Here is a 14,175-nt window from a genome sequence, read left to right on the forward strand (position 1 = left end):
TTTAGAACCGGTATCGGTAACCGGCGGTTCCAATAAATTGGGTTCCTTTCTTATCTTTAGTGATCTCTTCGTGAAGTACGCCGCCTCCAACCTGGAAAATATGGTGAATCCCAAAAGATTTGTTTATGCCTGTACTTCCATACCAGGCATCCAGTAAGGGGTCTTCCTCAAGGGAATACAAAGCAGATTCTTCAGGAGAGATCCCGTTGCCAAGGCGCAGGAAAAGATAGTTATCAGGGTCTCCAAAATAGTATCTTACATTAAACTGATAATTCTGAACCAAATGATCTCTTCGTTCGGGTCCCACAAATATACGGGAGTTAAGATAAAACTTTCCACTGTAAGCTGTGAGTCCCAGTATGCCTGTGAAGAAGGAAGTATTATCATAAATCAATGCCCTGGCGCCAACCTCGGCTTCGAATGTTTTCGCAAAATTAAAATACAGGGAAGCACTGCTGCGGAAATCTGGAAATATGTCTCCCTTTGAGAATCCAAAGTTTGTAAAAGCATATAACCTTTCACTAAAGACCGGGTAAGCTTCAAGTTCATAGAGCATGCCCTGGTCGTACTGCCGGTCTGAATAGGTGACCCTTCCCAATACAACTGTTCGGTTAAAACTGTGCTGGTATTCCCCGCTCATGTTATTCCAGGAATTACTTCGGGAATATTCCTGACTGAAATCAATGTACTGGTAGTTGATCCCGATCTCATTAGAAATCGTTTGTTTCAGGATATTTTGCAGTATATATCTTTCTTTTCCCGGAAGGTTTTTTCTTGTGATAAGGTTTTTAGCAAGAGCCCGGGCTTCATGGGTTTTATGATTTTCAATCAGCAGGCTTGCCTTTTTTACCTGAAAGGAAAGATCGTCAGGGTAAATTCCAAGTATTCTGTCTAAAAGGTCCAGAGCTTCTTCAGCCGACCGGCTTCGGTCAAACCGTTGTTTGGCCAAAGGTTTCAGATCGGGATAATGTGGTGCGTGTTCCAGGAGGTATTCAAAGTCTGCGTTTGCTTCAACCATTCTCTCCAACGCCCACAAGTTCCTTACCTGAAGGATCCTTATGTCATGGTATTCTGGTGCCAATTCCAGGCCTCGTTGGGTGAGTGCAAGAGAGTTTTTGTATTTCCCATCCCGGTATTCCTGCTGTGCTCTTTGAAGGAGAATATCGGTATTGGTTTCAGAAATTACCTGTCCAGATGCTGTTACAGAAATCAATAGGGAAAACAGGAGCAGTAAAAAAGATCTTTTCATAAGTAGGAGGCAAGGGTAGTCAAATTTAAAATAAAAAATAGGAACCACCGTCCAATTCTTATATAACAGCACCATTACCTCTATATGAGGCAGGTCATAATACATTTTTATTATTTTAGCTTTTTTTACCCCTCATTTAAACAGGTTATCAAACATGAAAAAAATTACCCTCCTACTACTTTTGTTTTTAATGGCCATCCCTCTTTTTGCACAGACCTTTGAGGCAGGACTCCAGTTACGGCCAAGATTTGAATACCGGGACGGTTACAAAACATTATTAACCGGGGAGCAGGAGGCAGCAACTTTTATCTCCCAACGTTCCAGAATCATCCTGGGTTACTCTCAGGATAGGCTACGGGTCAAATTTTCTGGTCAGAATATAAGAACCTGGGGAGATGTGCTTCCTATGGCTACCGCAGATAAGAACGGATTTTCCATTTTTGAAGCTTACGGAGAGTACGCTTTTAATGAAAGTTTTAAGTTCAGGCTGGGCAGGCAGGTGCTGTCTTATGATAACCAGCGTATCATGGGCGAGGTGAACTGGGCACAGCAGGGGCAGAGTCATGATGCTGCACTTTTTACCTGGAATCCGGCAACAAATCAGCGACTGGATGTAGGGGCAGCCTACAATGCCGAGGGAGAAAGCCTTGTGGAGCTGCCATACCGTCTAAATACCTACCAGAACATGCAGTTCGCCTGGTATCACCTTGATTTTAATAAGTCCGGACTTAGTTTTCTATTTCTGAACACGGGTTACGAGCAAAACTCCACCGTACAGTCACAGGAAATTGAATATATCCAGACTTTTGGGTCCTTTTATGGTTTTAAAAGCGGGGAATGGACTGGTGACCTTGCTGTGTATGGGCAAACTGGAAAGAAACTAGGCCGGGATCTTTCAGCCTGGTATGCCGGAGCAAATCTTACCTATTCTGTTTCTGAAAGCTGGAAGACCGGATTAGGAGCCGAATATTTATCGGGAACAGATATGGAGGAAACTTCAGGAGAGATCAATTCGTTTACTCCTTTGTTCGGTACGAACCACGGCTTCAACGGTCATATGGATTATTTTTTTGCAGGGAACCATCAAAACACCGTCGGTTTAGTTGATCTCTATGGAAAGATCGCCTGGGCAACCCCAAAGTTGGAAATTTCTGTAATGCCTCATTACTTTTCTTCTGCAGCAAACATGATTAATAGCAGCAATAATTCCGGGGAAAAATATCTTGGGACAGAAATAGATGTGGCTGCAGCTTATAAGATCGCGGGAGATCTGTCTGTAAGCCTTGGTTATTCTCAAATGTTCGGCAGTAGTTCCCTTGAGGTTCTGAAAGGGGGAGATAAGGATAAAACCCAAAACTGGGCCTGGGTAATGGTCAACTTCAGCCCTACCTTGTTTTCATTTACCCCAGGTAATTAAGTGGAGATCTGGATCATAACCGGGTTTGACAAATAGGGGATTATTCTCTAAATTATCGGTTCAAAAATCTTTCAAATGATTTGCACGCTTTGTGATGGTCATTTACCGAAAAAGATAGACCCGGAATATTATGAATGCCTTACATGTGGGGCCCTGGTAAAAGATAGACTATTACATCCCGGCCAGGAAGAAGAAAAAGGCAGATATCTCGAGCATCGAAATGATGTAAATGATCCCCGGTACCGGGAATTCACTTCGCCTATATGGCGATATGTTCTGGATAATTTCAGGCCGGAGGATAGGGGGCTTGATTTTGGTAGCGGAACAGGGCCTGTAATTTCAAAGGTGCTGAGCGAGCATGGATATAAGGTTGAAAAGTATGACCCTTATTTCGCCCCTCATCCGCACCTGCTGGAACAAAAGTATAATTACATTGTTTCCTGTGAGGTGATAGAACATTTTTACAACCCCAAAAAGGAATTCTCACTTCTTAAAAAGATGTTGAAACCTAATGGTCAGTTGATCTGTATGACCTTATTATTTCCTCCGGAAAAAGATTTTGGCTCCTGGATCTATCGAAAAGATCCAACCCATGTATTTATCTACCGTGAGAAAACCATGAAGCATATCACCAGGCAGTTCAACTTTAACTCTTGTGAGATCAGCAATGGCAGGCTCATCATCTGGAAATAAGCTGACCATTTCGCAACATGCAGCTCTGTTCAACATTCATTTGGAATTTGGTGCTTGAAATTTTGAAGTTTGCCCGGGAGGGTTCAGGATTTGTAGAATCCTAATTACATCCGTCGCTGGAAATATAAAAGTTCTGCCGGCTGTCGCCTTTTCTTGTTTAAAGCCTGCACTGCAAAGCCAGCTTTGCGTGCTGCTTTAAACAAGAAAAGTGATGCTCTCGCATCACTTTTATGCTTGTCGGGATGACAGGATTTGAACCTGCGACCCTACGCCCCCCAGACGTATACGCTACCGGACTGCGCCACATCCCGAAATCATGGTTTTGGAAAGAAAGCAGCCGTATTTGCTACTCCAGGTTCCAGGGACCACTTCCCGATTGAGGGTGCAAATTAAACTTCTTATTTATAATTTTCAAAGGAAACTTCTTCTTTTTTCAAAGGAAAAGCCCATCTTCACTATTCCCAGATAGAATCTGTGAATTCCTTCCATTCCGTTTGATTGGAGGTTAGGAGGAGCGTTTGCAGATCAACTATTTGGAAGATAAGGTCTTCATCAAATTCATAGGTATGTTCATGTGCCTTTACGGTAAGTATATCGCCTTCGATCTCGTAATTTACATTATACAGGATATCTGTCAACATAAGGACTGCGTTTTCCTTATCGAGGATCTCAAGAGTCTGGGCACAGTTGGTAAAATAAGTTTCATTTGCTTCTTCGCACGCCTCCTGGCTTTCAAAAAGCAAATGGGCAAAATTCTTTCCGCTGAGATCTACAGGCTCAGGTTCAGGATTGTCATCATCTTTCGAACAAGCTGTGAAAACGGCAGATCCTAATAATAATAAAAGGAGTAATTTCTTTTTCATTACACCTAATTAAATGGTTATCAATGAGAAAAGAGTTTAAAGCAGCCTTAAATTTTTGCCAAACTTATTCTATTGGGAACTTCAGGTAAGGGAAATTCCATTTTTGATGACGATTTAAAGGGAAAAAAAATTTAGTGATTCTAAAGGATCAAATTAATTTTTTACTCTCAAAAGTTTTTTGGTGATAAGATTAGTCCTTCCGAAATAAGCACTGTGAGCAGAACCAAGGTTTAGAACCGTTGAGAAAAGTCCGGTGAAAATGAAAAGCAGTTGGAAAGGAGTAGAGGAATAAAATGTATTCAGCAAATGAACTCCCACACCAACCGTAAGAACCGTTAGCAGAAAGGATAACCAAATATTGTTATCAACTCCTAATGCCGAAAGAATTCTGCGGTATACAGGATTTCTTTCCTCATGGTTGCTTTCGAACCGATTGGATTTGATATAACAGTCAAGGAATTTTGACATGATGATATCGACAGAAATAAGAGCGATTATAATATCCATCACTGCTCGTAGGTTAAAGTTTGGAGGGCTAAGATATATTATTATTTCTTAAGTTTTTCTTTTTTTCCTGAAAATAAGCATTTTATCGATGAAATTTGCTTTTTATCTTCTTTGATCAGGATCCTTTTGCCACATCTTTTACCCTTTCAGCAGAGTCAGATTTAGATAAAGAGAGTCTGATTATACTATCTTCTTCAGCTTTTAGGTCGTGAGGTATATCTCCATCCAAAGAAGCCAAATCCCCTTTTTCCAACGAATGAGTATTGCCTTCGACTCCAAAAGTTATTTTTCCCTGAAAGATTTCTACTACAATAGGGTAGGGAGTTTTATGTTCCTTCATTATCTGACCCTTTTTCATGGCAATTCGTATCTCTTTACTATTTGGAGTATCAAACAAGACCTGTACCGCCGCCTTATCTTCATTATAGACAATGTCTTTATTTAGTGAGGCTGTTTTCATGTGATTTAAAATTGTGGTTTTCCTGAAATTACAAAAATATACCGGAAAGGATATTAAAGAAATCTAAAAAGGTTTGACAGTCAATAACGGGGAATAAAAAAAGCAGGCTTCAGGGCCTGCTTTTTTTACTGCTGTTATTGTAATCATTCTTTGATCTTTGCCTCTTCGGGTATATTCCACATTTCTTCCAGCTCTTCCAGGGTCTTTCCCTTTGTTTCAGGAATGTATTTCATGGTGAAAAAGATGATTCCCAGGATAAATGCCGAGAATATAAAGTAGGGCAGGGACCCATTCCAGAATTCACTACTGTTTACCTCACTTTCCGCAACCATAGGGAAGGTTTGAGTAACCAGATAATTTGCTGCCCATTGAGCTGCAACGGCGATAGACATGGCCGCACTTCTCATATTATTAGGAAACATTTCAGAAAGTACAACCCACACAACCGGGCCCATAGACATTGCGAATGAGGCGATGAAAAGTAATACGCCTATAAGGGAAAGAATACCAACACTATTGGTCATCAAAGTACTTCCCAACAAAACAAATCCTGTGATCATTCCTACAGAACCAATGTAAATTAATGGCTTTCTTCCCACACGATCTACCGTTGCCATGGCAACAAAAGTGAAGACCAGGTTTACGGCTGCCAGAAGCACCTGTTGTTGTAGAATGTCCTCTTTACCAAATCCCAGGGCACGTTCAAAAATATCTGCTCCATAATACAGTACGGCATTAATTCCCGTAAACTGCTGTAGCGCAGATAACACGGTTCCAATTACCAGGATCGAAAAAACTCCTTTTGCAAACAGGTTCAATTTGACCTTTTTCTTATCTTTTTCTATGGAATGTTCAATTTCCCTGAATTCGATCTCGGCTATCTCGTCACCGTGAATTTTTTTCAGTACCGCCAGGGCTTCAGATTTCATGCCTTTTAAAGCTAACCACCTCGGACTTTTTGGAACGAAGAGTAAAAGAATCAGGAAGGAAAGACTGGGTATTAATTCAGACCATAACATATATCTCCAGCCGTTCTGGATATTCTCGGCCTCAGTGGCAGTGCTCCCAATGAAGTAGGTCGCAAGGAATACAACGAAGAACCCCACTACAATGGCCAGCTGATAATAGCTCACAAGGGTACCCCTTATCTTTGCCGGGGCAATTTCAGCAATATAGGTTGGAGCGTTCATTGAAGCGATCCCAATTCCCAGACCTCCAATGATCCTGAACATTACCAAAAGGGAAACAGATTGAGGTAAGAAATCCGGAAGACCCGACCCCCAGGCCGACATGGTAAATAGTATGGAGGAAATAATAAGAGAATATTTACGCCCTATTGCCGAGCTTAAGGGGCCTGAAATGATGGCACCCACAAAACAACCAAGTAGTGCACTTCCAACAACCCAGCCTTTCATACCTGCATCCAGGTCGAAATACTGGCTGAAAAAATACTGGGATCCGTTGATCACTCCTGTATCATATCCAAAAAGAAGTCCCCCAAGGGCAGAAACAATGGTGATGAGAATAAGGTAAGTCTTGTTTTTCATAAAGTTTTCTTAAGGTTTTAAAAGTACTATTTTTTTAGAGTATCCCCAATAGCATTATAAAAAAGAATGGCAGATGTTTTATCATCTGCCATTCCTGTTATACCGGCTATTTTACAGCTTTTTTAAACCTTTGGTTTCAGCTTTGTCTGCCTCCATAATACTGATGGCGAAACCACCGCCGGGTGCAGATCTTTGTGATAATTTGGAACGATGGTTCACCACCGCTTTTCTAATCTCATATGCCTGTGGATTATCCCTGTAGTGTGCATCTTTTGCATCTGAATAGATCGTGGCTATATATGTTTTTCCTTTATCCAGGAAGTCGAATTTTATGTTTGCAGTCCGTGGATCATCTCCGTTCACGTTACCTACAAACCAGTTATTACTGTCTTTTTCTTTTCGGGCAATAGTAAGATAATATCCCGGTTCGGCTTCCAGGTACTTGGTCTCATCCCAGTCAATTGCAACATCTTTGATGAACTGAAAGGCATCCATGAATCTCTCGTAGTTCTCCGGCAAGTCAGCAGCCATTTGCAGCGGAGAATACATGGTAACATAAAGGGCCAGCTGATTGGCGATCGTACTGTTTACCCATGAATCATTGTCGGGGCTGAAGGTGCTTATATCCATTTCAAAGATTCCCGGAGTGTAATCCATTGGTCCGCCAATAAGACGTGTAAAAGGTATCACCGTCACATGGTTGGGTTTAGACCCTCCAAATGCCTGGTACTCCTGCCCGCGGGCAGATTCATTAGCGATAAGGTTTGGCCAGGTACGGGCAATCCCGGTTGGGCGAACTGCTTCATGGGCATTGACCATTACCTCGTATTCAGCAGCTTTTTCGATGGCATACTGGTAATGGTTTACCAGCCACTGGCTGTAATGATTTTCCCCCCGAGGAAGAATATCCCCCACATAACCACTCTTTACGGCATTGTAACCATTGTCTTTCATGAACTGGTAAGCCTGGTCCATATGACGCTCATAATTTCTTACGGAAGAAGAGGTTTCATGATGCATGATCATTTCCACACCTTTTGACTTCGCGTAGTCCCGCACTTCTTCAAGGTCAAAATCCGGGTAAGGGGTCATGAAGTCAAAAACATAGTCTTTGGAATTCCCGAACCAGTCTTCCCATCCAATGTTCCATCCTTCTACCAGTACTCCGTCAAAACCATGCTCGGCGGCAAAATCTATATATCTTTTTACGTTTTCGGTTGTGGCACCATGAGTGTCATTGGGTTCTGCCGCTTCAAAATCTGTTTCTCCCAATTTTACAGCAGCAAATTCATCGGTATAATGCCAGGAACTTTTCCCGGTGATCATTTCCCACCAGACTCCCACATACTTCATTGGTTTGATCCAGGAAGTGTCATCAAAAGCCACAGGATCATTCAGATTATAGGTAATCCTGGAGGCAAGAATGTCCCTCGCGTCGTCACTAACCAGGATGGTTCTCCACGGGGATTTCCCGGGAGCGATCATGTAAACCTTATTTCCTGTGACATCCGGGGTTAACCAGGATTCAAAGGTCAGGTTTTCATCATCCAGTTCCAGGTGCATGGCAGAATAATCTATAAGTGCTGCTTCATGCAGGTTAATGTAGATCCCATCATCGGTCTTCATCATTAATGACGTCTGTACACCCGTGGGAGAAAAGGAAGTTTGAGAAAGGTTCTCGGTAATTGAGCTATTTAATAGTTCCCTTATTTCTGTTAAACGTGACTCGGTATAATCATATTCCTGGGTGTCATAGTCTCCCGGGATCCAAAAAGCGGTATGGTCACCAGTCATGGCAAATTGTGTTCTTTCCTCCTGGATAATGAAGTGGCCCAGGTTCTTTTGCTGCGGAAATTCATAACGAAAACCAAGGCCGGAATCAAACAGGCGGAACCTGATGATCATTTCCCGTTCTGTTCCTTCCTGAAGCAGGTTAACCTCCATTTCATTGTAGTGGTTTCTGATCTCCTTTTCTTCCCCCCATACGGGTTCCCAGGTCTCGTCAAAGGTAGAGGTCTGGATATCTTCAACCACAAAGTTATCCATGAGGTTTTGATCATCGTCTTTTAATTCCAGTCCCAGGGTACTGGTCCCGATCACCGGTTGACCTTTATAAGAAAGGCTATAGGCAGGCGTACCATCCTCCAGTAATTCAAACTGCATTCGCATCTCCCCGTTAGGAGAGTCAACTTGTTGAGCTACGACCAGCCCGGAAAAGCTCACCCAAAGGCATGCTGTCATTAATAGATTCTTCATCTTCATTTTTTTCATAGGGTTATTTATGTATACTTATTAATTGTTTCTGTTTGTTATCCGGCAGCCTGATGAACAGCCGGGATGCCTCGGCATCGTAATGGTAGCCTGAAACATCAAAGATAGTATTCCATTTTTTCTTTAGCTCCCTGAAAGAAGTTTCGGAGAGAACTTTATCATCGAATTTCACTTCTGTTGGTTTCTCCTCCAGGAAGATCTCCAGCCAAAAATTTCTTTTTTCATCATTGTTGAAGTTATTGACCTGCGGCTCGTTTATGGTAACTAATACTTCGGAAGAAGTAGTTTTACTTTCAATCTTCGTTTTTGCGAAATGGTCTTTTTGGTAATCATTTGTTGTGCCCTCATCTTCATAAAGAGTAAATTCTGAAGGTTTTGCTGCCGGAAAGATCTCCAGGATCATAGGCGCATTATTCATGGCACCTATGTAAGGCATTATCGGCATTTTTGGAATGATCGCCCCTTCTTTTACAAACATTGGGATCACGTTTAAAGGAGTATCATAATCTATCGTCTGTCTGCCTTTAAAACTTTTTGCGGGATCATTGTAGTCCCTCCAGTTTCCTTTTGGCAAGTATACCTGCCGATAGGTTACACCTTCTTCAACCACAGGAGCTATTAATAATTCTTCACCAAACAGGAATTGATCATTGAGCTCATAAGTCTCTTCATCTGAAGCATATTCCAGCAATAAAGGCCGCATGATTGGTAATCCCGTATCATATGCTTCCCTGGCATAAGTGTAAATATATGGGTGTAATTGATATTTTAATTCAATCGCTGCCTTAGAGATCTTTTCTGCCTCCTCTCCAAATAACCAGGGTTCTACTGCATTGTTTCCTTCGTGGTGCACCCGACTCAATGGATTGAATATTCCAAACTGCAACCAGCGCACGTATAATTCTGAAAATTCTTCATAATCTGTGATCTCCCCGCAATAACCTGAAATATCTGTAGTCCAAAATGGAATTAATCCGAGGCCTGCAGACATTCCCATTGGAACCTGATCGGCAAGATTTTCCCAGCCATCGGTTACGTCCCTTCCGTTTCCGCTATCTCCACTCCAGCCAAAGGTGTAACGCTGCATTCCTGCATAAGCCGCTCTGGTCATCTGGAATACCCGCTGATTGGGATTTCGCTTCTCAAACTGCTCGGTTACCACGCGATCCCATTCCAGTCCGTAAACATTGTGGATCTCTGCATGCATTCCTTTATGATGCTTCATGAAAAGCCTGTCTGTGCTTTCTTCGTTGGTCCAGGCAGGTTCGCCCATATCTGTCCAGAAACCTTTCACCCCGTCATCCAGAGGTTTTTGCTGAAGCTCTCCCCACCAGTCGGCCACCTCGGGATTTGTGAAATCCACTACTCCGGCGTTCCCGCCCCAGGGCCATGGCATGTCATAGGGTTTTCCGGTGCGGACATCGTTCACCAAATATCCATTTTTTGCTGCTTCTTGCCACTGGTCTTCAACAGCCTGGGAAATAACCGGATCCTGGGAGATAATCACTTTAATTCCATCTTCAGCTAAATCTGAAAGCATTTTTTTAGGATCGTCATACCTGTCTTCTCTCCACTCAAAATTCTGCAGTCCTTCAACCCAGCCGATATCCTGGTAAATAATATCAATAGGAATTTCCCTTTTTCGATACTCTGCTGCTATCCCTCTTGTAAGATCTTCAGTGACCAGCATTCCGCGGCTCTGTGACCAGCCTAATGCCCAATTGGGCGGCATGATAGGCTGTCCGGTCAATTTTGTGTAGCTTTTGATCACTTCTTTCAGATCTTTGCCGTACATGAAGTAATAGATGAACGCACCGTCGGGTGCCGAAAATGAGAAATATTCATCAGATTTTTTCCCGAAGTCAAATTCGGTCTTATAGGTGTTGTCGAAGAAGATTCCGTAGTTATAGGTACTCATAAAGAAGGGAATACTCTTGTACAACGGATCCTCAGTATCTGAATAACAGGGTTTGTCGCTGTTCCACATCGTAAAAGAGCGGCCCCTGCGGTTAAGCGGACCTGTTTTTTCTCCCAGGCCAAAGAATTGCTCTTCATCTCTAAGCACTTTTCGGGTTTCAGTCTTGGCACCTTCAGTGACGTAAGCTTCCCCATCCATGTCTCCGATCACCAGGCGTTGATACCTGTCAAAAATTTGAATTTTGAAGGGCTTTTTATGGACCATCACCCGAAGATCTCCCGTAAAAATTTCAAAATTTGAAGGATTCTCTTTTACATCAACGCTGAATTCCGGATCAAATTCTTCATTAACAACCGCAAATGATTCATTGTTCCGGGTAAATTCCCCATTAGGAGCATACCAGAATTTAATATTTTGCGAGTCGAGGAATTCCAGGGAAAGTTTTGCCTCATTCTCACAGCCGAACACCACATTTCTCCCATTCAATTCATAGGAACTGCAGGAAAGTGGAGACGTTTGAGCAAATACATTCAACGAAAGAAAAATGCTCAGAATAGGTATTATGGCGATTTTAATAGGCTTTAGCATTTACTACGTTTTAAAATAATGTACAGGGCTGTAACTACTATTCTGTCCGTCAGAGGATTTAATCCTCCAGAAATAAGTTTCATTTTCATCTAATTCAATCTCTACAGATGTCCCGGTGATATTTTGTAAATCTTCCGGTGGTTCCTGCGCTCCATCAACTTTATCGATATAAACTGTGTAGATCAATTCATTTCCATCAGGATCTGCGCCTTGCCATTCCAGCACAGCCTTGCCATCTGAAAGTTCTACTGAGGCAGATTGTTCGGGTTTTAAAATTTCCGCAGGAAAAGGAGCGTAGTTGCTCTGAGGATCACCTACCAGGTAAAAGTTCCAGGACTCACTCGCACCAGTCTCAGTAGCTTCAGAATTTTTTGAAATCACCTCCCATGTGTAAGACTTATCTTTAACCAGGTCCACCTTTCGTGTAGGGGAGGTTAGATTAAGAAAAGAGACTACCTCATTACCGCTTTCAGGATCTGTAATAATAAGATCATAAGTTTCGGTATTTTCAGAGTCATTCCATTCAAAGGTAATTTTGCTCAGCTCATCAGATACATCAAGACCTTCTTCACAGGTTTGATTCTTCAAAGGAGCAATAAGGAGCACATCTCCCGGAAGCTTCGCTTCTTCTTCAATTATGTTATCATCATCCTTATCACATCCTATGAATGCGATAAGAAATAAAACGCCCAGAATAATTTTTAAGTTTTTCATTTTATAATGACTTTTAGTGTATCATTTGTTTGATTTCCATTAATCTTGAGGATGTAAGTTCCGGCTTCAAGATTTCCAAGGTTAATTTCTACCACTCTGGAATCATTCACCTGAACTTTATCCATCCAAACCTGAGCGCCATGAAGGCTTAAGACACTTATATCAATAAGGTTATCACCACCCGGGATGTATATTTGAACAGGCCCGGAAGCTGGATTAGGATATAGCCTCACATCTTCAGAAACAAAGATCCTTTCAAAATATTCACCCTGGCATTCCTGCTCACCCTTTATACTTATTTCATTCACTCCGTTTTTAAGGTCTATGTGGTGTGTACCTGCAGTTAATATCTGGACTTTATTGTTTACAGACACATAAAATTTATCGGGTCCTTCTAATCTTATTTTCATACTTGAAAAATTATGGTTAACCTGAGTAAACGCGACTACGGCCTCAGGTTCTTCAATTTTCACCTCGAAGCACTGTTGGTAGTCCTCCTGTCCTTCAATGGTAAAGCAAACCGGATATACGCCGGGAGCTAGTCCGGTAAAGGTATAATCAAGAGAATAACCTTCGGGCAATGCTACAGGATCGTGATCTGGAATGCTTACCATGTAGTTGTATCCCGGTGCGGCCACACTGACACGGATTTTTCCATTTGTCACACCATAACAACTTGTATTTGTTGATTCAACACTAAAATTATCGGCAGGTAAAGAGAAAATGCTGCAACCATCTAAGTTTACCGGCTTATTAGGATCTGAATTAGGACAGTCATCCTCAGAATCCTCTACTCCGTCGCCATCATCATCCACATCCACACAATCAGGAATCTTATCTCCATCAAAATCTGAAGAGGTGGAGGCTGCATTCAAGGGATCTGAACCGCAGGCATTTTCATGTTCATCAGATTGTCCATCCCCGTCATCATCGGTATCGGTATTGTTACCTATCCCATCAATGTCGGTATCAGTATCTTCTGTTGGATCAAGTGGAAATGCATCTTCTTCATCGATCACTCCATCACCGTCGTCATCAGGATCCGCACAGTCCGGTATGCCGTTGTCATCAGTATCAACAGACATAGAAGAAGCATCTAAAGGATCTGAACCACAGGCCAGCTCATCTTCATCGGTTTGCCCGTCCCCGTCATCATCAGGATCGACATTATTACCTATCCCGTCCTTATCGGAATCAGTATCTTCAGTTGGATCTAGAGGAAATGCATCTTCTTCATCTAAAACTCCGTCCCCATCATCATCTGGATCAGCATTGTTTCCTATACCATCGTTATCGGTATCAGTATCTTCGGTCGGATCCAGAGGGAATGCATCTTCCTCATCGGAAACCCCATCATTGTCATCGTCTGGATCTGTTACATCAGGGATCCCATCAGAATCAGTATCTGTACTATCATCGGGATCTACACAATTGGGCATTCCATCGTTATCGGTATCTGCAGAAGTGGAAGAAGCATCTAAAGGATCTGAACCACATGCAAGCTCATGTTCGTCGGTTTGCCCGTCACCATCATCATCAGGATCTGCGTTATTACCTATCCCATCATTGTCGGTGTCTGTATCTTCATCAGGATCTTCAGGAAAAGCATCTTCATTGTCTTTAGTGCCATCTCCATCTGTATCCAGAATGATATTGATTGTGTTTGAAGCCTGATCTAAAGTGATGGTATACATTCCTTCTTCTGAAATAGTCCATTTATAGTCATTGCCCTGGCCCTGTCGGTTTATTTCGTAATCGGTGGCTGAAATGTCCTGATCTGCTTCGGTTGGCACAATGTAGGCTCCCCAATTCCAATCCCCAACATAGGTGTGGATCTTAAAGTTTCCCGGTACAAAGTTCCCTCTAAAGCTAAAAAGTTCGGGATTTGTCTCGTCCTGAGTGAATTTCAGGTCTTCAGACCATGGGTTCCAGCCTTTAGCTGTAGCAT

At 42.3% G+C, this 14,175-nt stretch carries 11 protein-coding genes and 1 tRNA gene; 2 read left to right on the top strand and 10 right to left on the bottom strand.

Translation table 11 applies throughout. The features are described 5' to 3' along the window. Window position 1: 1 nt before the first annotated feature. A complete protein-coding gene (locus ACFSTG_RS03235; RefSeq protein ID WP_380748390.1) occupies window positions 2-1,249 on the bottom strand; it encodes a YaiO family outer membrane beta-barrel protein in 1,248 nt (415 codons plus the stop codon). 154 nt (window positions 1,250-1,403) lie between these two features. Between ACFSTG_RS03235 and ACFSTG_RS03240 the strand changes: the two genes are divergently transcribed. Both ACFSTG_RS03240 and ACFSTG_RS03245 read left to right on the top strand, forming a co-directional pair. Beyond that, window positions 1,404-2,666 carry an alginate export family protein gene (locus tag ACFSTG_RS03240; RefSeq protein WP_380748392.1) on the top strand — a complete coding sequence of 421 codons (1,263 nt, stop codon included), beginning with the start codon at window positions 1,404-1,406 and terminating at the stop codon, window positions 2,664-2,666. Between the two features lie 75 nt (window positions 2,667-2,741). After that, window positions 2,742-3,359, top strand: a complete 618-nt coding sequence (locus ACFSTG_RS03245; RefSeq protein ID WP_380748394.1) for a class I SAM-dependent methyltransferase — start codon at window positions 2,742-2,744, stop codon at window positions 3,357-3,359. A 237-nt stretch (window positions 3,360-3,596) separates the two neighbouring features. On the opposite strand, the gene ACFSTG_RS03250 is transcribed toward ACFSTG_RS03245, so the two are convergent. The 9 genes from ACFSTG_RS03250 to ACFSTG_RS03290 all read right to left on the bottom strand — a co-directional run. Next, window positions 3,597-3,670 (bottom strand) — tRNA-Pro (locus ACFSTG_RS03250). 144 nt (window positions 3,671-3,814) lie between these two features. Then, the gene (locus tag ACFSTG_RS03255) at window positions 3,815-4,222 is read right to left on the bottom strand and encodes a hypothetical protein (RefSeq protein WP_380748396.1); all 408 of its coding nucleotides are present in this window, start codon (window positions 4,220-4,222) and stop codon (window positions 3,815-3,817) included. Window positions 4,223-4,375: 153 nt separating this feature from the next. Continuing rightward, window positions 4,376-4,732, bottom strand: a complete 357-nt coding sequence (locus ACFSTG_RS03260) for a hypothetical protein (RefSeq protein WP_380748398.1) — start codon at window positions 4,730-4,732, stop codon at window positions 4,376-4,378. 112 nt (window positions 4,733-4,844) lie between these two features. Further along, a complete protein-coding gene (locus tag ACFSTG_RS03265; protein WP_380748400.1) occupies window positions 4,845-5,189 on the bottom strand; it encodes a cupin domain-containing protein in 345 nt (114 codons plus the stop codon). A 143-nt stretch (window positions 5,190-5,332) separates the two neighbouring features. After that, window positions 5,333-6,736 (bottom strand): sugar porter family MFS transporter, encoded by a 1,404-nt coding sequence (locus ACFSTG_RS03270; RefSeq protein ID WP_380748402.1) that lies wholly within the window; start codon window positions 6,734-6,736, stop codon window positions 5,333-5,335. 111 nt (window positions 6,737-6,847) lie between these two features. Beyond that, window positions 6,848-8,992 (bottom strand): glycoside hydrolase family 97 protein, encoded by a 2,145-nt coding sequence (locus ACFSTG_RS03275; protein ID WP_380748404.1) that lies wholly within the window; start codon window positions 8,990-8,992, stop codon window positions 6,848-6,850. 19 nt (window positions 8,993-9,011) lie between these two features. After that, entirely contained in the window at window positions 9,012-11,513 is a 2,502-nt protein-coding gene (locus ACFSTG_RS03280) for a glycoside hydrolase family 31 protein (RefSeq protein ID WP_380748406.1), read from the bottom strand. A gap of 3 nt (window positions 11,514-11,516) precedes the next feature. Next, the gene (locus tag ACFSTG_RS03285) at window positions 11,517-12,227 is read right to left on the bottom strand and encodes a hypothetical protein (protein WP_380748408.1); all 711 of its coding nucleotides are present in this window, start codon (window positions 12,225-12,227) and stop codon (window positions 11,517-11,519) included. Next, on the bottom strand, window positions 12,224-14,175 hold a 1,952-nt coding region (locus tag ACFSTG_RS03290; protein ID WP_380748410.1), incomplete at its 5' end, for a T9SS type A sorting domain-containing protein. The genes ACFSTG_RS03285 and ACFSTG_RS03290, both read right to left, overlap by 4 nt.

It is taken from the genome of Salinimicrobium flavum, from assembly GCF_042684505.1.
GTDB lineage: Bacteria > Bacteroidota > Bacteroidia > Flavobacteriales > Flavobacteriaceae > Salinimicrobium > Salinimicrobium flavum.

Coding starts and splice junctions, on each gene's coding strand:
- ACFSTG_RS03235 (WP_380748390.1), bottom strand. CDS start 1,249: ATGAAAAGATCTTTTTTACTGCTCCTGTTTTCCCTATTGATTTCTGTA.
- ACFSTG_RS03240 (WP_380748392.1), top strand. CDS start 1,404: ATGAAAAAAATTACCCTCCTACTACTTTTGTTTTTAATGGCCATCCCT.
- ACFSTG_RS03245 (WP_380748394.1), top strand. CDS start 2,742: ATGATTTGCACGCTTTGTGATGGTCATTTACCGAAAAAGATAGACCCG.
- ACFSTG_RS03255 (WP_380748396.1), bottom strand. CDS start 4,222: ATGAAAAAGAAATTACTCCTTTTATTATTATTAGGATCTGCCGTTTTC.
- ACFSTG_RS03265 (WP_380748400.1), bottom strand. CDS start 5,189: ATGAAAACAGCCTCACTAAATAAAGACATTGTCTATAATGAAGATAAG.
- ACFSTG_RS03270 (WP_380748402.1), bottom strand. CDS start 6,736: ATGAAAAACAAGACTTACCTTATTCTCATCACCATTGTTTCTGCCCTT.
- ACFSTG_RS03275 (WP_380748404.1), bottom strand. CDS start 8,992: ATGAAGAATCTATTAATGACAGCATGCCTTTGGGTGAGCTTTTCCGGG.
- ACFSTG_RS03280 (WP_380748406.1), bottom strand. CDS start 11,513: ATGCTAAAGCCTATTAAAATCGCCATAATACCTATTCTGAGCATTTTT.
- ACFSTG_RS03285 (WP_380748408.1), bottom strand. CDS start 12,227: ATGAAAAACTTAAAAATTATTCTGGGCGTTTTATTTCTTATCGCATTC.